We start from the raw sequence: 18,617 nt of genomic DNA, 5'->3' as shown, positions 1-18,617 counted from the left end.
CCGTTCGCCCGGCGATAAACGACTGGCATGCTTAAAAAGGGGGCTGTCGCGCATTGAATTCCTGGCCTCAGCGCAAGATGGCTGAACTTTTTATTTGGCCGATCCGTCATGCGATTTCACGGATGTCGTGGCTATTGGCGGTATAAAGTGGCCGATGCTGCAACCCGCTGAATATCAGCCGGAAATTCTGGTCTACGCACCGTTGTTTCAGCGCGATTGACAACTACAGATGCCCCTTACGCGCATCGACCTCCACGCTTTCCAGGCGTGAATCCCAGCGTATTTCGGGGAACCGGCGTCGTTGCCACGCAGTTAGAGCATCAAATCCATGGCTCCAAACTGCAAGGCTCGACCGATGAACACGCGCCCGCAATTCGCCTCACGCACTCTGCTCACCGACCTGCCGCCGCAGCTCTATTACGTGCATCCGCTGGCCTTGAAGGGCATGGAAGCATGGAAAGAGGTTTTTGCGCATGCTCGCAATCTGGGCTTCGACACCGTGCTTTCCGGCCCGCTTTATCAGCGTGGTGATGGATCGAGCATCTTCACCGCGCTCGACTTCGAACGACTGGACCCCGAACTCGGGCTTGGCGACAATCCTGTAGAGGCGATTGCCATGCTGGTTGCTGCCGCCAAGGGTTTCGAGCTGAAGTTCATGCTTGATCTGGTGGTCGACAGGGTCGCAGTCGATCGGGAAGAGGCAAAGCAGAGCGCAGCCGATCCCCGGTTGAGCCCGCAGCAGATGGGCGCCAAGTCCGTCAATTTTCTGGCCGACGTCCAGCATATCGCGAGCTGGCGGGAGCGGCTGGTGTCGCTGGCCAAGCTCGGGGTTGCCGGTTTTCGCTGCATGGGCATCGGCCGTGTCGCGCCAGAAGTTTGGTCCGATCTGATCACCCATACCCGCAGCTTCAAGCCCGAGACGATCTTCATTGCCTGGACACCCGGCAGCGCGTTTGCCGACAGGCAGGTGCTAAAGGGCTGCGGCATGGATGGCAGTTTCTCCTCGCTTGCCTGGTGGGACATGGAAGAGCGGTGGATCATGGACGAGTACCAGATCCAGCGGGAACTGGGCTATCAGGTAGCGTTTCCGGAAGCGCCTTTTGGCCGCCGCATTGCGCATGGTACCGACGGATGCGAGGTGCTGAAGCGCAAGGCGCTGCGCGCTCTCAAGCTTGCTTCCACATTCACCAGCGGCCTGATGATGCCGATGGGGTTTGAATACGGGGTGTCGCTTCCGTTGGACCCACTCCATGGTGATGGGGCCGGTCTGCGTGGGCTGAAGGAACAGAGTTCCTATGATCTCAGTGCCGAGATCCGCGAGATCAACGGCACGCCGAACAAGACGGCGGCCGGTTTCGCGCGGCGGCCGCTGAAACTCGTTTCGGCCAGTCAGGGGCCGGTCGTCGGCCTGTTTCAGACCGATCAGGAAGACAGCCGGGCGTCGGAAAAGATGCGCGTCGTGCTGTTGAATCGCGATCTGCGCAAGGTCGCTGCTGCGCCCTTCAACGTTATGCGTGAAGCGGCCTCTCCCTTCCTGCCGCTGCTGGCACCGGAAGACGAGACGGAGATGTTCGATGCGCGGTTAAAACTCAAGCCTGGCGAGATCCGCATATTCGAAGGCTATGTCTCCGAACCGATCGTTGATGCTGTTGCCGTTCCTGCAGCAGGCGATGCCGCTGCCACGCCGCGGCTGGCGATCGAGAAGATCACGCCGGCGGTAGATGATGGACGTTTCGTTGTGAAACGGGTCGTCGGCGAGGCGTTGAAGGTCGAGGCCGATATTTTTGGCGACGGCCATGATCCGCTTTCAGCTGCCCTGCTGTTCCGCGCCGCCGATGATGCGGATTGGCAGGAAGTGCCGATGCAGCTCGTCGCCAATGATCGCTGGAAGGCTGAATTCCCGCTGAAGCGATTGGGCCGGTACGAGTTTGCGGTCGAAGGCTGGAAGAACCCGTTCCAGATTTTTCGCTATGAGTTCACCAAGAAACACGAGGCGGGGCTCGATCTCAGGCTGGAGATCCAGGAGGGCATCAATCTGGTGCTCGACGCGCTGGACCACGCGAGAGGTGAACTCAAGCCACAGCTGCAAAAGCTGTTCGACCGGCTGACGGCTGAGCAGGACAAGCAGCGGACGCAGACCCTGCTGATGCCCGAAACGGCAGAGCTGATGGCCAAGGCCGACCGCCGGCCTCACCGGGTGCGTTCGCAGGTCATCCCCGTTGATGCGGAACGGACAGCTGCCGCCTTTGCCAGCTGGTATCAGATCTTTCCCCGCTCTCAGAGCGGCGATCCCAACCGCCACGGCACATTCGACGATGTTATCGCCCGGCTGCCGGCCATTCGGGAGATGGGTTTCGATGTCCTCTATTTCCCGCCGATCCATCCTATCGGCAGCACCAACCGCAAGGGCAAGAACAATACCCTGACGCCTGGCCCCGATGATCCGGGCAGCCCTTATGCGATCGGCTCGCCCGATGGCGGTCATGCCGATATCCATCCGGAACTCGGCACCTTTTCCGATTTTCGACGGCTGGTGGATGCAGCGGCAGACCACGGGCTGGAGATCGCACTCGACCTTGCCATCCAGGCTTCACCGGACCACCCCTGGCTGAAGTCCCATCCTGGCTGGTTCGACTGGCGGCCGGACGGCACGATCCGTTATGCGGAAAACCCGCCCAAAAAATACGAGGACATCGTCAATGTCGATTTCTATGCGAAGGAGGCCGTTCCGTCGCTCTGGGTCGAGTTGCGCGATGTTGTGCAGAAATGGGTCGATCATGGCGTAAAGCTGTTTCGCGTCGACAATCCGCACACAAAGCCGTTTCCCTTCTGGGAATGGCTGATTGCCGATATCCGCGCGCGTCATCCGGATGTGGTGTTCCTTTCGGAAGCCTTTACCAAGCCGAAGGTCATGTACCGGCTGGCCAAGGTCGGCTTTTCGCAGTCCTACACCTATTTCACCTGGCGCAACGCCAAGTGGGAACTCGAGCAATATATGCGCGAGATCACCACCGAAGAGCCGAAGGATTTCTTCCGGCCGCATTTCTTCGTCAACACCCACGACATCAACCCGGACTTTCTGCAGTACGCGCCGCGTCCGGCCTATCTGATCCGAGCCGCACTGGCGGCGACCCTGTCCGGTCTCTGGGGCGTCTATAACGGTTTCGAGCTTTGCGAAGGCCGGCCGGATGCGAAGCGCAAGGAATATGCGGACTCGGAGAAATACGAGATCCGCGCCTGGGACTATGACAGGCCCGGCAATATCAAGGGTGAGATCGCGCTTCTGAACCGTATCCGTCGCGAGAATCCGGCGCTGCATTCACATCTCGGCCTGCAGCTGCTGACGGCCTGGAACGACAACATCATGTTCTTCGAGAAGGCGAGTGCCGGGCGCGAGAACGTCTTGCTGATCGCGATCAACCTCGATCCCCACGCCGCGCATGAGGCCGATGTCGAGATACCGCTCTGGTCATGGAACCTTCCCGACCACGGTTCGCTTCAACTTGAGGACCTGGTTGGCGGCAACCGTTTCACCTGGACAGGAAAGATCCAGCGCCTGCGGCTCGACCCGCAGGCAGGACTGCCGCTCGCCATCTGGCGCGTCAGATAAGGGAGGAGTGCATCGTGGACTTCATGACCAATAGCCTTGCGGAGGCAATGGGCCAGCATCAGCCACAGGCGGATGATCCGCTCTGGTACAAGGATGCGATCATCTACCAGCTGCATGTGAAGTCGTTCCACGACAGCAATGGCGACGGTATCGGCGATTTCAAGGGATTGCACGAGAAGCTCGACCATATCGCCTCGCTCGGTGCCAACACGATCTGGCTTCTGCCCTTCTTCCCGTCGCCCAGACGAGACGACGGTTACGACATTGCGGACTATGGCAATGTCAGCCCCGATTACGGAACGATGGAGGAATTTCGCGCTTTCGTGGATGCCGCCCATGAACGCGGGATCAGAGTGATCATCGAGCTCGTCATCAACCACACATCCGACCAGCATCCCTGGTTCCAGCGTGCCCGGCATGCGCCCGCCGGCTCGCCGGAGCGGGATTTTTACGTCTGGTCGGATACCGATCAGAAATTCCCCGAAACACGGATCATCTTCCTCGATACGGAAAAGTCGAACTGGACCTGGGATCCTGTCGCCGGCGCTTATTACTGGCACCGTTTCTATTCGCACCAGCCGGATCTCAATTTCGACAATCCGGCCGTCATGGACGAGCTTTTGCAGGTCATGCGCTTCTGGGCGGATACCGGGATCGACGGGTTTCGGCTCGACGCCATCCCCTATCTGATCGAGCGTGAAGGCACCAACAACGAGAACCTGCCGGAAACGCACTCCATTCTGAAGCGGATCAGGGCTGCTCTCGACGAGAGCCACCCCGGGAAAATGCTGCTTGCTGAGGCCAACCAGTGGCCGGAGGATACGAGCGAATATTTTGGCGATGGCGACGAATGCAACATGGCGTTCCACTTTCCGCTGATGCCGCGTATGTACATGGCGATTGCCAAGGAAGACCGTTTCCCGATCACGGACATTATGCGGCAGACGCCGGAAATTCCGGAAAACTGCCAGTGGGCGATCTTTCTGCGTAATCATGACGAGCTGACGCTCGAAATGGTGACAGACGAGGAGCGCGACTACCTCTGGAACACCTACGCCGCCGATCGCCGCGCGCGCATCAATCTCGGCATCCGTCGCCGGCTTGCGCCGCTGATGGAGCGCGACCGTCGCCGCATCGAACTGATGAACGCGCTGCTTCTTTCCATGCCGGGAACGCCGGTGATCTATTACGGCGACGAGATCGGCATGGGCGACAATATCTATCTCGGGGACCGGGATGGCGTGCGTACGCCCATGCAATGGTCGCCGGACCGCAATGGTGGTTTCTCCAAGGCAGATCCGGCACGTCTGGTTCTGCCGCCGGTCATGGATCCGCTCTACGGTTATGAGGCGGTGAATGTCGAGGCGCAGGGGGCGGATGCCCATTCGCTTCTGAACTGGACGCGGCGGATGCTGGCTTTGCGCAATCGTCACCCGGCCTTCGGACGTGGTTCGCTGCGCTTCCTTGCGCCCGGCAATCGCAAGATCATGGCCTATCTGCGTGAGCATGATGGCGAGACGATCCTGTGCGTGACCAATCTCTCCCGGCTGCCGCAGGCGGTTGAACTCGATCTGGCCCAGTTTGAGGGCGCCGTACCGATCGAGCTTACCGGCATGTCGCCCTTTCCGCCGATCGGGCAATTGACCTATCTGCTGACGCTCCCGCCCTATGGCTTCTTCTGGTTCCAGCTGTCGCAGGAATCCGATGGTCCAAGCTGGCGTAAGGCGCCGCCCGAACAGGTGCAGGACATGGTCACCATGGTCGTGCGCCGCGACCTGCAGGAGCTTGTCGACCAGCCGAAACTGGCTGAAACGATGGCAAGGGACGTGTTGCCGGGTTATCTGACCAAGAGACGCTGGTTCGGTGCCAAAGGGCAGATCCTCAATCACGCCTCGCTCGTCTCCGCGACCCCGCTGCCTTTCGCCAACAACATCCTGCTCGGCGAACTGGAGGCGGATGTTGCCGGACAGATGGACAGCTATCTTCTGCCGCTCGCTGTTTCCTGGGATGACAATTTCCCGTCCGCGCTTGCGCAGCAGCTCTCGATGGCCCGGTTGAGGCAGGGACGCCGTGTCGGCTTCCTGACCGACGGGTTCGCGCATGAGAGCTTCGCACGGGCCATCCTGCGCGGCTTGTCCGAGAGAGCCGTCATCTCAGGAAGAACCGGTGCCCTCGAATTCATCGGCACCGATCATCTCGACAATCTGGAGGTTACCGATGAACTGCCGGTCCACTGGCTGTCGGCAGAGCAGTCGAACAGCTCGCTGATCGTCGGTGACCTAGCCATGGTCAAGCTGATCCGCCACATCTTCCCCGGCATCCATCCGGAAGTGGAAATGACCCGCCACCTGACCAGGGTCGGTTACAAAAATACGGCGCAGCTGCTGGGTGAGGTTTCCCGAACCGGACCGGACGGAACGCGGCATACCCTGATCATCGTCCAGAAGGCGATCCGCAATCAGGGCGATGCGTGGACCTGGATGCTTGGCAATCTGCGCCGCTCGATCGACGAAATCGTCGTCACGGGGCTGGAAGGTGCCGATGTCGACGAGCATTTCAAGCCGCTGGTCGATTTCGCCGCGACGATCGGCACGCGACTGGGTGAATTGCATGTCGCGCTCGCTGAAAATTCCGAGGACGAGGCCTTCAAGCCCGAATGGGCCACGAAGGAGGATGTCGCGGCGGCTCGCCGGGCGGTGGCGGATCAGATCGGCCAGAGTCTTACCATTCTGGAAGGCACGCTTGGCGGGCTGGAAGGTGAACTGGCTGAAATTGCCAGATCGCTGATCGCACGCCGAGACGACCTGCTTGCGCTTGCCGGCCGGTTGACCGAGGCGACCGGCGGCACACTCAAGACGCGCCACCATGGCGACTTCCATCTCGGCCAGATCCTGGTAGCAGAAAGCGATGCCTATATCATCGATTTCGAAGGTGAACCGACACGGACACTTGCCGAGAGGCGCGCCAAAACCAATCCGCTGCGTGACGTCGCCGGGTTGCTGCGCTCCCTGAGTTATCTCGCAGCCGCCGCGGACATGGACCGGGAAGTGGTGAGCGAGGTGGACGATATTCGCCATCGTCAGCTGATTACCCGATTCATCGAGCTTGCCGAGCCGGCGTTCCTCGGAGCCTATTTCACAGCCGTCGAGAAATCCGACGCCCTGATGCAATCGAACGAGAACCGCGATCGGGTGCTCGATCTCTTCCTCCTGGAAAAGGCTGCTTATGAGGTGGCTTACGAGGTCCGCAGCCGGCCGCACTGGTTGCCACTTCCCCTTGCCGGCTTTTCGGCGATCGCCTCCCGACTCTTGGAGACTGACCGATGAGATATGAACGTGCAGACCTGATGACCGGCATGGTGCAGGAAGGCTTGCAAGCGCTTGCCGAAGGGCGCCATGGTGATCCCTTTTCCATTCTCGGGCGGCACCTCTATGGCGACCTGACCGTGGTCCGAACGCTGCTGCCGGGCGCTCTGTCGGTTTCGGTCATCGAAATCGAGACGGGCAGGGCGATTGCGGAGCTGGAGCCGATCCACGAAGTCGGCATTTTCGCCGGGCTTGTCGGCAGTTCTGCACCTTACCGGCTGCGGATCCAATGGCCGGATGCGGTGCAGGAAACCGAAGACGCATACAGCTTTCCTCCGCTTCTCGGCGATCTCGACCTGCATCTGATCAGCCAGGGTACCCACTACCAGCTTGGTCGCACACTCGGCGCGATCCCGATGGAGATCGAGGGTATCGAAGGCGTGCGGTTTTCGGTCTGGGCGCCGAATGCGCGGCGCGTCTCCGTCGTCGGGGATTTCAATGCCTGGGATGGGCGGCGCCATCCGATGCGGCTCCGTCCGCAGGCAGGCATCTGGGAACTGTTCATTCCACGCCTGACCCATGGCGAACGCTACAAGTTCGAGCTGCTGGATGCCAATGGCAATTTGCTGCCGCAGCGCGCCGACCCGGTGGCGCGTTCCTCGGAGGCCGCACCATCGACCGCCTCCATCGTTGCCTCGTCAAAACCGTTCCACTGGCACGATCATGACTGGATGGACAAGCAGGCAGGCGATCGCAGCCGCGAGGGGGCGATGTCGGTCTATGAAGTGCATCTCGGCTCATGGGTCAGGATTGCCGAAGAAGGAAACCGATCGCTCGACTGGGTGGAGCTCAGCCAGCGGCTTGTCCCTTATGTCAAAAAACTCGGTTTTACGCATATCGAGATGTTGCCGATCATGGAGCATCCCTTTGGCGGCTCATGGGGCTACCAGCCGCTTGGCCTTTTCGCGCCGACCGGACGTTACGGCACGCCGGAGGATTTCGCCTATTTCATCGACCGCTGCCATCAGGCCGGTATCGGCGTAATCCTCGATTGGGTCCCGGCGCATTTCCCGACCGATGTCTGGGGGCTCGCGCGTTTCGACGGCTCGGCGCTGTATGAACATGCCGACCCGCGTGAAGGGTTCCACAAGGATTGGAACACGCTGATCTACAATCTCGGCCGCAACGAGGTGAAAGGTTTTTTGATCGCCTCCGCGCTGGAATGGCTCGAACATTTCCATGTCGATGCTCTGCGCGTCGACGCGGTCGCCTCGATGCTTTATCGCGATTACAGTCGCAATGAAGGCGAATGGATCCCGAACCAGTATGGTGGCCGTGAGAACCTCGAATCCGTCGAATTCTTCAAGCACCTGAACAGCATCATCCATGATCGCTGCCCGCATGCCTTCACCGCGGCGGAAGAATCCACCGCCTGGCCGGGCGTGACGAAAAAGCCGGAAGAAGGCGGGTTGGGTTTCGATTTCAAGTGGAACATGGGCTGGATGCACGACACGCTGCATTACATCTCCGATGATCCCGTTTACCGCAAATATCATCATGGCGGCATGACCTTCGGCATGATCTATGCCTATTCGGAACGTTTCATGCTTCCGATTTCCCATGACGAAGTCGTGCATGGCAAAGGCTCTATGCTCGGCAAGATGCCGGGTGACCAATGGCAGAAGCTCGCCAACCTGCGCGCATATTACGGCTTCATGTGGGGCCACCCGGGCAAAAAACTGCTGTTCATGGGGCAGGAGATTGGTCAGGAAACCGAGTGGAACCATGATGGCTCGGTGGTCTGGGATCTCCTGGATCGGCCGGAGCATGCGGGCATGCAGTTCCTTGTCCGCGATCTCAACAGGCTCTATGGCGCCGAGCCGGCTCTGCAGTTTGGCGATCTGCATCCGGCCGGCCACGAATGGGCTGTCGCCGACGATGCCGAGAACTCGGTCTATGGCATGTTCCGGACGGCCCAAGAAGGGTATTCCCATGTGCTCGTGATGTCGAACATGACCCCCATGACGCGCCACGGTTACCGCGTCGGCGTGCCGAGGGAAGGCTGCTGGGACGTCGTGCTGAATACCGACGCCGCAATCTATGGCGGATCGAATTTCGGCCAGTCAAATGTCTGGACGGAGCAGGTCTCGGCGCATGGAAAACCATTCTCGCTGAACCTCGATCTGCCCGGTCTGGCAACGGTTTTCCTGAAATGGCGCGGCTGATCCTGATGATGCCGGCGGCATCAAGCCGCCGGTTTATACCGCAGCCATGCCGTCAGCCCGCTGCACTCAGGCGTTCGGCTCGCATGTTCCAGAGGTCGTCGTCTTCCAGCGCCTGTACTACCGCGCCGGCACTGACCATCTGTCTTATCTCCGCATCCTGATATCCGGCCTCGTGCAGCAGCGCGATGGTATGCTCGCCGAGCAGCGGTGGGGGGATTTCGAGCCCATCCTCCCGCACGCAAGAGGGCAGAGGGAAATCCGGTGCGTCGAAGCTGAAGTCCGCGAATGGAACCTGGGTGTATTTGGGCGGCGTGCGTGCCTGATCGGCGTCTAGAACACGATCGGCTGACAGGACCTCGGTAAAGCCTACGCCCGCCGCACCCAGCGACGTCGACCAATCTGCGAAGCTGAGTTTTCTGACGCTGCGAGTAACGAGATCCTCGACCGCCGGCCGATGTTTGCGCCGCTGGCGAAGCGTCGCGAGTTCCGGATCCGGCGCTATTCCGGCTGCCGCGCAGAATTTTCGCCAGTGGTCGTCGGTCAGCATTACGAGATAGACCCAGCGGCCATCCGAGGTCTCGTAGGCGCCATATCCCGGCATGCTGAATTCCGGCGATGGTTCCTGCTCGGCCTTGCCGGTGATCTGCGATTTGAGCTGGACGCCAACAAGTTCCCGCGCCGCGATATGCAATCCGGTTTCGTAAAGGCCGAGCGTGATATTGCGGCGCTCACGCGATGCCGCAGGATCGAGAAGCGCCGACAGGACGCCCATGACAGCATAACAACCGGCGAATTGGTCGTGATAGGACGGTCCTAGACGTGACGGCTTGCCGCTGTTTCGATTGGCGAACATCACGCCGGTCGCGGCCTCTGCAATCGGGTTGGAGGCAATCTCTTCCGACAGCGGCCCTTCGCCATAACCGCGGATATGGCAGAGGATGATGCCGGGACGGATGGCCTCGCAATCGTCGAAGGTTACCTTCATCTTGCGGGCGGCGGATGGCGAGAGATTGTGGACGATGATGTCAGCCTTGGCGACCAGTTCGCGGAATACGCGTTGCCCGTCTTCAGATTGCAGGTTGAGGCATATGCTCTTCTTGCCGCGGTTATAGGCTATATAGGTACCGCTCGGTCCGCCGCGAACGAGTTTTCGCGTGGTCTCGCCACCCGGTGGCTCGATCTTGATGACATCTGCACCGAGTTGGCTGAGAATATGTGTCGCGAATGGCGCCGCAATCATGCTTCCCAGCTCCAGCACCGTCTTGTTGGCCAACACTCCCACGTCCTCAGTCCTCCCGGTCATGTCTCGTTGAATTCAAGATAATGCATTTTATTTTGTGTGCAAGTCTGAGGATTGCAATGAAAGTCTGCATTTCCAGGTGCGGCTTAGTGGAATGATTTAAGTTTTTGAATTTAATTCGTAATTGGCGAATTTATGATGGATATGTGTCCGCTTTCAATGAGCTTGAGGTATTCCATTAGGTCCCATCAAAGGCGATTAAACACTCGAAATGCTGCAATGCATAATGCATTTTATGTTGACGCTTGATTTTCGCTGCCATAGGTTTTGCCGCGAAAGATGGTTGGTTCGAATTCGGTGGGAGGATCGAAATGTTGCCAAGTGTCGGGAGAAATCTCGCTTATGCCGCAGGTGCCGTTATTCTCGCGATGGGCCTGTCGACGACAGCCCTCGCGGAGCAGAAGGGAATTGACGAGGCCAAGAGGGAAATCACGATCGGCGCCTATACGCCGGTGACGGGTCCTGTGCCTTTTTACTCCGTGCTGACCCATGCCGCGGATGCCTATTACAAACACCTGAACGAAAACGGCGGGATAAAGGGCTGGAAGGTCAATTACCTCACCTACGACGATGGCTATGATCCGGCCCGCAGCGTTGCGGTGGCTCGCAAGCTCGTGGAAGACGACGGCGCCTTTGCGCTCGCCGCCCCGGTCGGCACGGCCACCAATGTCGCCGTCATCCCTTACGCACGGGAAAAGAAGGTGCCGATGATCGGTCCGATCGGTGGGGCCAGTGCCTTCTTCGTCGAGCCAAACGTGTTTCCGCTTCTGCCGGATTACGGCTGGTCGGCGGCCTCGAACGTCGACTACGCGATCAAGGGGCTCGGCCTGAAGAAGGTCGCGCTGCTGTGGGAAAACGACGAACTCGGCAAATCCGCCAAGCGCGGTTTTGATCTCTACATGAAGGAACTCGGTGTCGAACCGGCCGAATCCGTGCCGTTTGACGTCAAGACGACGAGTTTCAGCCCACATATCCGCCGTGTGGCGAATTCCGGTGCCGAAGCGGTCATCCTGTTCGGTTCCAACGCCAATCTGGCTGCAGCGCTGAAGGCGGCCGACCTGCAGGGGCTGCAGGTGAAATGGTTCGCCCCCTTCTTCACGGCCGATCCGTCGACTGTAAAGCTTGCCGGCGATCTTCTGAACGGCACCTATTTTTCGTCCTGGCTGATGCCCGTCAGCAGCGATTCAGCGGACGTGAAAGCCTATCGTGATGCGGTGACAAAGTATTATCCGAACGATCCGGTCGGGGTTTTCGGACTGAATGGCTGGAGCAACGCAGCTCTGTTTGCAAAAGGGTTCGAAGCGTTGTTGGATAGCGGCAAGCCGCTGACCAGCGAAAACCTGATCACGGCTCTGGAGACCTTGAACAACGCGTCGGTGGGAGGAGCACAGGGCGTGTCGTTCAAGAAGGGAGATCATCGCGGAACGCGCCAGGAAGGCATCATTCAGGCCAAGGATGGCAAGTTTGAGCTCGTGCGCGAATTCCGCCCCTATCCCCCTGCCGTCTTCGACGCCCCCGCCCAGTAACTCCTCGTGACGTAAACGCCCCCGCCCGTATCGGGCGGGGCAGTTCATGACGAATGGAGAATTTGATGATTGATATTCCGATCAGCTCACCTGCGCGTCTGGATGGGCGCATCGCCCTCGTAACGGGAGCCGCCGGCGGCATCGGCAAGGCAACTGCACTGGCAATGGCCGAGGCCGGAGCCAAGGTCATCGCGACCGATATTGTCGACCAGGCCGATTTCGATAATCCCAGCATCGTCTACCGCCGCTATGACGTGACATCCTCGAGTGATACCAAGGCAGTGATTGCGGATGTGATCGAGCATTACGGCCAGATCGATGCGCTTGTTCTGTGCGCCGGCACCATCACCCACAAGCCGCTGACTGAATCCACCGACGAAGAATGGCGTTCGATCCTCGACGTGAACCTGATGGGCGTCGTCAATCCGGTGCGCGAACTCTACCCGATGATGGTGGAGCAGGGCGGTGGCAAGATCGTCGCGCTTGGCTCGATTGCCGCCAAGATCGGCGGTGTCGCTTCGGGCCCTGCCTATGTCGCGGCGAAATCCGCCGTTCATGGCCTGATGAAATGGGTCGCCAAGGCCGGTGCCTCGAAAGGTGTTTATGCCAGCGTGATCGCACCCGGTCCGGTCGAGACGCCGATGTGGAACAAGGTGACGCAACGCGCCGCGCCATCGGCCAATGGCAATGTGCCCCTCGGCCGTTATGGCCAGCCGGAAGATATCGCCCAGGCCATTCTTTTCCTCTGCTCGCCCGCATCGAACTGGATCACCGGAACGGTGCTCGATGTGAACGGCGGAATGTTGATGGATTGAGATCATGACAAGCAGCCCCACGATAGGATTTATTGGTCTCGGCGTGATGGGTGGCCCTATGTGCCGCAACATCGCTGTAAAACACGCCGGTCGCGTCATCGCCTTCGATATGAACATGCAAGCGCTCGCGGCCCTCTCCGATACCAAGGCGGAAGCGGCTGCCTCGATCGCAGCGCTTTCGGCCGAAGCCGACTTTGTCTTCATGTCCCTGCCAGGCGGTCCACAGGTCGAGGCGGTCAGCGCCGAGGTCGCGCAAAACGCAAGAGCGGACACGACCATCATCGATCTCTCGACGACGCCCGTCGCCGTCGCCCGCAAGGTTGCCGAGGCGCTCGCGGCCGGCGGCTTTCGTTTTGCCGATGCGCCCGTCGCCCGTACCCGAGAGGCTGCCCAGCGCGGCGAGCTCTCGATCATGGTCGGTGCTGCGCAGGATGTCTTCGATGCGATCAAGCCGATGCTCGATTATATGGCCACCGATGTCACTCATGGTGGCGATGTCGGCGCCGGCCAGGTGCTGAAGCTTGTCAACAACATGCTGGTCTTCGAGCATGTGGTGACGCTGGCCGAAATGATGGTGCTTGGCGAGCGTGCCGGCGTAAAGCCGGAAACCCTGCTTGACGCCGTCTCGAAAGGCTCGGGAGACAGCTTTGTGCTGCGCAATCATGGGCGCAAGGCGATGTTGCCGCGGGAATTCCCCGAGCGCTCTTTCCCGCCGGAATATGTGCTGAAGGATATCAGCTACGTCTTCCAGCTTGCGGAAGAAACCGGCGTACCGATAAAGGCGGCGGAGACCGTGCGGCGTTATTACGAGGCCGCCGTCGAAAATGGCCTCGGTGGTCGTTACTTCCCCGGCGTCATCAAGCTGGTGGAAGACGGCGCCATGTCCGGAACGCCAGCATGAGCGCTGCCTATCACATCCTGCTCGATATCTTCCCGCTCCTCTGGTCGGGTCTCATCACCGGTTGTCTCTATGCGCTCGGGGCGCTCGGCCTGGTGATGATCTTCAAAAGTTCGCGCGTGGTGAACTTTTCCCATGGCAATGTCGCCGGGCTTGCCGCTTTCCTGATCTACGGATTTTCCAGCGGCACGTTGCTGACACTGTCCTGGAGTGCTGCCGTGCTGATGGCGGTGGTCGCGGTCATTGCCATCGCATTCCTGAGTTATGCCATCGTTGCGCCGATCATGGCGAAGTCCGACCTGACGGCGACCATTGCCACGCTGAGCCTGGGTTTGATCGCTCAGGGCGTGACGCTGCTCGTCTTCGGTGCCGACATCGTTCCGCTTGACCTGCCGCTGCCGCGTTTCAGCGCCTCGCTGCTTGGCTTGCGCATTACCGGTTATGACCTGACCGTGCTTGCGGTTGCGGTCGCGACCATTGTCGGACTGTTTCTTGTGATCGACTATACCAAGCTCGGCGTCGCGTTCCGTGCGATCTCGGCCAATCCGATTGCTGCCGAGATCTGCGGGCTCAACCTGCGCTCGGTGCATCTTTTCGCCTGGACCGTTTCGGCAGTGCTTGGCGTGATCGGTGCTCTCCTCATCGTGCCGACAACCTTTCTCAGCGTCACCACGGTTGCGACCTTCATGCTGCAGGCTTTCGCCGCGGCCGTGCTCGGCGGTTTCTCGAGCCTGCCCGGCGCGCTTGTCGGAGGCATCGCGATTGGCATCCTGATGAACCTCTTCACCTTCTATGTCTCGCCGGAATTCACCAACACATTCCTTCTGGTGGTGATCCTTGTGGCGCTCAACGTCTTCCCGAACGGGATCTTTGCCAGCACCGGAGGCACGCGTGTCTGACAGTATTCTCACCATGAGGCAGGAGCGGAGCAGCCTCGACCTCAGGAAGATGGTGGCCAGCGAGCGTATCGTCGCCGGTGCGATCATTCCGGTGCTGATCCTTCTTCCGCTGTTTGTCGCCGGATCCTGGACCTATGCGCTTGGCGTCTGTTTCGCCAACAGCATCGGCGTCCTGGCCGTCAGCGCGCTCGTCCGTTACGGTGGCGAGGTCTCGATCGGCCACAGTTTCTTTGCCGCCGTCGGTGCCTATTCCGTCGCGATTCTTGAAACGCGCGCGGGACTGCCGTTGAGCATTTCGCTGCCGGTCGCACTGGTGGCCGGCGTACTCTGCGGCATTGCCTTTGCCTGGCCGTCACGGCGGCTGTCGGGCATCTATCTGGCGGTCTCGACCATGGCGCTGGCTCTTGCCATGCCGGAAATCATCGTCAATGCCGATACATGGACGGGTGGCTTCGAGGGGCTGTACGTTTCCAAACCTCTCATCCCCGGTATCGGCATCGAGTTGCAGCGTTATTACGTGCCACTTGTGGCGCTTGCGGTCGTTGTCTATTGCCTCTCGCGGCTGCGCCAGTCGCGGCAGGGGAGAGCGCTTCTGCTTGCCCGTTCGCATCCGGCGGCGGCCGATGCCTTTGGCACGCGCCGCGCCTGGGCACGCGTCAGCATCATGGGGATCAGTGGCGGCATCGCGGCGATCTCCGGTGCCATGCTGGCCTTCGCGAGCTCCGCCGTGTCGCCGACGGTCTATACATTCTGGTCGTCGATCTTTCTTCTCGTCGGCTCTGTCGTGAGCTTCTATGGCCTGACGCTGCCGCGTGCCTTGATCGGCGGCGCTTTTCTCACGCTTGTCCCGCAGGTTTTGTCGGGCTCTGGTGCCTGGATCCCGGTCCTCTACGGGTTGGTGATGCTCGTCGTCATCCTCGCCGGCCATTACGGCCCGCAGCTTTCTTCCATCCTGTTCCGTCGCGGGGAGAAACGCTGATGGATGCGCAGAACAGCATGTTGACGGCGCAGGGCATTGCGCTTTCCTTTGGCGGCATCAAGGTGCTGCAGGGCCTCGATGTCGAATTCCGGGCCGGCGAGGTCACCGGCCTGATCGGGCCGAACGGCGCCGGCAAGACCAGCCTTTTCAACTGCCTGACCGGGGCCTACAGGCCGCAGGGCGGTTCAATCTCCTTTGACGGCCGGCCGCTCGATGGCCTGTCGCCGGCAGCCAGGGCCTCGCGCGGTGTTGTCCGCAGCTTTCAGACCGTGGCGCTCTGCCCCGAGCTGACGGTCGTTGAAAATGTCATGATGGGCCTTGCCCGCAATTATCATTCCGGCTGGCTGAGCGCCTTCCTGCCGCTGGCGCGTGGCCGTCGCGAAGACAGGGAAATGCGCGAGGCCGCGATCTCGGCGCTCGCGAGCCTCGGTCTTGCCGATGCTGCCGATCTTCTGCCGTCCCAACTGCCGCCAGGCATGCAGCGACTGGTGGAGATTGCTCGCGCGATCGTCGGCAAACCCTCGGTGCTGCTGCTCGACGAGCCGGCGGCTGGCCTCAACAATGCCGAAACCCGCGACCTGACCCAGACGCTGCGGAACATTGCCTCGCCCGATCTCGTGATGGTCATCGTGGAGCACGACATGGATCTCGTGATGTCGATCTGCGATCGCATCTACGTCATCAATTTTGGTGAGGTCGTGACCTGCGGGCCGCCGCAGGCCGTGCGAACCAACGAGGATGTCATCGCCATCTATCTGGGGAGCGAGGATGACTAGTCTTCTCTCGGTCAAGAACCTGTCCGTCTTTTATGGCGCGAGCGCGCAGGCCGTCGAAAACGTCAGTTTCGAGGTGTCTCCGGGCAAGGTTACGGCACTGCTCGGCGCGAACGGCGCCGGAAAATCCTCCATCATGAAGGCGGTCGGCGGATTGATCCCCGCTCGGGGCGAGATCATTTTCGACGGTGCACCGATCAGTCATTTCCCGGTGCGCGAGAGGGTGAGGCGCGGCATCGTCTACGTGCCGGAGCGTCGCGAGATCGTCGGTGAACTCTCGGTGCGGGAAAATCTCGTTCTCGGCGGTTATCAGATCTCGGCGGCCGAACGCCGAAACCGCATTGCGCTGGTCCTCGACCTCTTTCCGGAGATCGCAAGCAAGGTCGACCGCGGCGCATGGCGCCTCAGTGGCGGCGAACAGCAGATGCTGGCGATCGGCCGCGGATTGATGTCGGGGCCGCGGCTTCTGCTGCTCGACGAACCGTCGCTGGGACTGGCGCCGCTTCTCGTGCGCCGCGTCTTCGAGCGGCTTGGGGCGATCCGCAGTGCCGGTGAGCTCGCCATCGTGCTGGTCGAGCAAAATCTCAGGATGACGATGCGGCTCTGTGACGAGCTGCACTTCCTGCGCAGCGGCCGCATCGTCGGCCACAAACGTGCCGATGAACTCAAGGATGAAACGGCGCGCCAGCAGGCGGTCGATGCCTATCTCGGCGCGACGGAAAGTGAACCGAGACTGGAAACGGCGTGATGCAGACTGCCATGGGTAAAGATCAGGTGCTTTGGGAAATATATGCCATTCGTTACGGTACCAACCAACGGCGGACACGCGGCGAAAACTTCATTCTGGAGAAGCGCCCGACCGATATCATGCCGATGGATTTCTATTGCTGGGTGCTGAAATCGGGCGACCGCGTGATTGTCGTCGATACCGGCATGGATCCGGCCAAGGCGGCAGCCCACGGTCACGATATCCTGTGGACGCCGGTCGAAGCATGGCAGGCGCTCGGCATCGATCCGGCCGCCATCGACATGGTCATTCTCACCCATGCCCATTACGACCATCTCGGTCATCTCGATCCGCTGACAAAGGCGCATTTCTACATGCAGGCGGAGGAGATGGATTATGTGACGGGGCCTTGGATGCAGCGGCCCTGGTTCCGCCGCGCCTACCAGCCGGACGAGATCGCAAGGCTTGTTCATCTGCTACATTCGGATCGCCTGACTTTGCACGGGCGCGAGGAGACGATTGCTGATGGCGTCACCGTCCATTGGGTCGGTGGTCATTGCGCCGGCCAGGAGGTCGTGCGTGTCCGTACCGCCCGGGGTTGGGTGGTGCTCGCCTCCGATGCGCTGCACTATTATGAGGAATACGAGCGCGGCATTCCGTTTTCGGTCGCCTTCAATCTCTCCGACATGATCGCTGGCCATGAGCGCATCCGCGAACTGGCCGAAAGCGACGCGCATATCGTGCCCGCTCATGATCCGCGGATCGTGCGCATCTATCCGGCGGCGGGCGAAGAGATGAAGGGCCGTGTGCTGCGAGCCGATCTTTCCCCAACGGACGCGGGGGATGGGCCGTGACGCGAGATTGCATTGTGCACCATCTTCGCGGTAAGCCGGTAAGGGTGGTTCCACATGGAAGGCTTGCGCGTGAAACATCGGACGAAAGAGGAATTTGTCGCGGACTTTCTGCGGGAAGGCATTATCGCCGGCCGGTTTCCGCGCGGGTCCAAGCTCAAGCAGGCCGAACTGGCGCAGATGATCGGCACGAGCATCACGCCAGTGCGCGAGGCGATCAAGCTTCTCGAGGCCGAGGGTTTTGTGCTCGGGGATTCCCATCGTGGTGCGGTCGTAGCGCCTTTCGACATGGATTCGACGGAGGAGATCGTCGATCTGCGCGTCACGCTGGAATCGAAACTGGCGCTGGCAGCCATCAAGCGGCTGACGCCACAGATCGTCGACGAGTTGCGCGACCTGCAGGCCCAGATCGAGAAAGCTGCGGAAGCCGGCGATCGGGAATCGGTACGCACGATCAATTATCGTTTCCACGAGACGATCTACATGTCGGCCGAGCTGCCGCAGACCCTGCGTTTCGTGCGCATCCTGTGGGCGCGTTATCCCTTCGACCTGATCAACAAGCTCGAGCATCGCATCGACCGGGCTTCAGCGGAGCATCGCGAGATGCTGAGTGCCATCATCGTCCACGACGAAGCGGCGATGCTTTCGGCCCTGCGCAGCCACATCCGCGCCGGCTGGGACGAATTCAAGGCGAATTACGCCACCTGAA

Annotated in this window: 13 protein-coding genes; 12 read left to right on the top strand and 1 reads right to left on the bottom strand. The window is 60.4% G+C overall.

Annotated elements, in window-relative coordinates; translation table 11 throughout:
* Positions 1 to 355 precede the first annotated feature (355 nt).
* The 3 genes from FHW37_RS03115 to glgB are packed head-to-tail and all read left to right on the top strand — an operon-like array spanning position 356 to position 9,140.
* A complete protein-coding gene (locus FHW37_RS03115) occupies positions 356 to 3,610 on the top strand; it encodes an alpha-1,4-glucan--maltose-1-phosphate maltosyltransferase (RefSeq protein WP_145632327.1) in 3,255 nt (1,084 codons plus the stop codon).
* Between the two features lie 47 nt (positions 3,611 to 3,657).
* Positions 3,658 to 6,936 carry a maltose alpha-D-glucosyltransferase gene (gene treS, locus FHW37_RS03110; protein WP_145633816.1) on the top strand — a complete coding sequence of 1,093 codons (3,279 nt, stop codon included), beginning with the start codon at positions 3,658 to 3,660 and terminating at the stop codon, positions 6,934 to 6,936.
* Entirely contained in the window at positions 6,933 to 9,140 is a 2,208-nt protein-coding gene (glgB, locus tag FHW37_RS03105) for a 1,4-alpha-glucan branching protein GlgB (RefSeq protein WP_145632324.1), read from the top strand. Before treS ends, glgB begins: the two co-directional genes overlap by 4 nt.
* A gap of 52 nt (positions 9,141 to 9,192) precedes the next feature.
* Here glgB and FHW37_RS03100 read toward each other — a convergent pair whose 3' ends face one another.
* A complete protein-coding gene (locus FHW37_RS03100; protein ID WP_246690648.1) occupies positions 9,193 to 10,416 on the bottom strand; it encodes a CaiB/BaiF CoA transferase family protein in 1,224 nt (407 codons plus the stop codon).
* A 335-nt stretch (positions 10,417 to 10,751) separates the two neighbouring features.
* Between FHW37_RS03100 and FHW37_RS03095 the strand changes: the two genes are divergently transcribed.
* The 9 genes from FHW37_RS03095 to FHW37_RS03055 all read left to right on the top strand — a co-directional run bounded on the left by FHW37_RS03095 (position 10,752) and on the right by FHW37_RS03055 (position 18,616).
* Positions 10,752 to 11,966: an ABC transporter substrate-binding protein gene (locus FHW37_RS03095; RefSeq protein ID WP_145632318.1), complete on the top strand. Its 1,215-nt coding sequence runs from the start codon at positions 10,752 to 10,754 to the stop codon at positions 11,964 to 11,966.
* Between the two features lie 65 nt (positions 11,967 to 12,031).
* Complete coding sequence (locus tag FHW37_RS03090; protein WP_145632315.1) at positions 12,032 to 12,781, top strand: SDR family NAD(P)-dependent oxidoreductase; 750 nt, start codon at positions 12,032 to 12,034, stop codon at positions 12,779 to 12,781.
* A gap of 4 nt (positions 12,782 to 12,785) precedes the next feature.
* The gene (locus FHW37_RS03085; protein WP_145632312.1) at positions 12,786 to 13,682 is read left to right on the top strand and encodes an NAD(P)-dependent oxidoreductase; all 897 of its coding nucleotides are present in this window, start codon (positions 12,786 to 12,788) and stop codon (positions 13,680 to 13,682) included.
* The gene (locus FHW37_RS03080) at positions 13,679 to 14,578 is read left to right on the top strand and encodes a branched-chain amino acid ABC transporter permease (protein ID WP_145632309.1); all 900 of its coding nucleotides are present in this window, start codon (positions 13,679 to 13,681) and stop codon (positions 14,576 to 14,578) included. The genes FHW37_RS03085 and FHW37_RS03080 overlap by 4 nt, the downstream gene beginning before the upstream one ends.
* Positions 14,571 to 15,557 (top strand): branched-chain amino acid ABC transporter permease, encoded by a 987-nt coding sequence (locus FHW37_RS03075; protein WP_145632307.1) that lies wholly within the window; start codon positions 14,571 to 14,573, stop codon positions 15,555 to 15,557. The genes FHW37_RS03080 and FHW37_RS03075 overlap by 8 nt, the downstream gene beginning before the upstream one ends.
* Positions 15,557 to 16,333: an ABC transporter ATP-binding protein gene (locus tag FHW37_RS03070; protein WP_145632304.1), complete on the top strand. Its 777-nt coding sequence runs from the start codon at positions 15,557 to 15,559 to the stop codon at positions 16,331 to 16,333. Before FHW37_RS03075 ends, FHW37_RS03070 begins: the two co-directional genes overlap by 1 nt.
* Positions 16,326 to 17,078, top strand: coding sequence for an ABC transporter ATP-binding protein (locus tag FHW37_RS03065; RefSeq protein WP_145632301.1), 753 nt, complete (start codon positions 16,326 to 16,328; stop codon positions 17,076 to 17,078). Before FHW37_RS03070 ends, FHW37_RS03065 begins: the two co-directional genes overlap by 8 nt.
* The gene (locus tag FHW37_RS03060; protein ID WP_145632298.1) at positions 17,078 to 17,911 is read left to right on the top strand and encodes an N-acyl homoserine lactonase family protein; all 834 of its coding nucleotides are present in this window, start codon (positions 17,078 to 17,080) and stop codon (positions 17,909 to 17,911) included. The genes FHW37_RS03065 and FHW37_RS03060 overlap by 1 nt, the downstream gene beginning before the upstream one ends.
* Before the next feature lie 54 nt (positions 17,912 to 17,965).
* On the top strand, positions 17,966 to 18,616 hold the full coding sequence (locus FHW37_RS03055; RefSeq protein ID WP_145632295.1) for a GntR family transcriptional regulator: 651 nt from the start codon (positions 17,966 to 17,968) through the stop codon (positions 18,614 to 18,616).
* Position 18,617: the final 1 nt, after the last annotated feature.

Origin of the sequence: Neorhizobium alkalisoli, from assembly GCF_007829835.1 — a bacterium.
GTDB lineage: Bacteria > Pseudomonadota > Alphaproteobacteria > Rhizobiales > Rhizobiaceae > Neorhizobium.
The sequence above is the reverse complement of the archived record's forward strand: the minus strand, read 5'-3'. Positions and strand labels throughout refer to the sequence as shown.

Coding starts and splice junctions, on each gene's coding strand:
- FHW37_RS03060 (WP_145632298.1), top strand. CDS start 17,078: ATGCAGACTGCCATGGGTAAAGATCAGGTGCTTTGGGAAATATATGCC.
- FHW37_RS03065 (WP_145632301.1), top strand. CDS start 16,326: ATGACTAGTCTTCTCTCGGTCAAGAACCTGTCCGTCTTTTATGGCGCG.
- FHW37_RS03055 (WP_145632295.1), top strand. CDS start 17,966: ATGGAAGGCTTGCGCGTGAAACATCGGACGAAAGAGGAATTTGTCGCG.
- FHW37_RS03095 (WP_145632318.1), top strand. CDS start 10,752: ATGTTGCCAAGTGTCGGGAGAAATCTCGCTTATGCCGCAGGTGCCGTT.
- FHW37_RS03070 (WP_145632304.1), top strand. CDS start 15,557: ATGGATGCGCAGAACAGCATGTTGACGGCGCAGGGCATTGCGCTTTCC.
- glgB (WP_145632324.1), top strand. CDS start 6,933: ATGAGATATGAACGTGCAGACCTGATGACCGGCATGGTGCAGGAAGGC.
- FHW37_RS03090 (WP_145632315.1), top strand. CDS start 12,032: ATGATTGATATTCCGATCAGCTCACCTGCGCGTCTGGATGGGCGCATC.
- FHW37_RS03080 (WP_145632309.1), top strand. CDS start 13,679: ATGAGCGCTGCCTATCACATCCTGCTCGATATCTTCCCGCTCCTCTGG.
- FHW37_RS03085 (WP_145632312.1), top strand. CDS start 12,786: ATGACAAGCAGCCCCACGATAGGATTTATTGGTCTCGGCGTGATGGGT.
- FHW37_RS03115 (WP_145632327.1), top strand. CDS start 356: ATGAACACGCGCCCGCAATTCGCCTCACGCACTCTGCTCACCGACCTG.
- treS (WP_145633816.1), top strand. CDS start 3,658: ATGGGCCAGCATCAGCCACAGGCGGATGATCCGCTCTGGTACAAGGAT.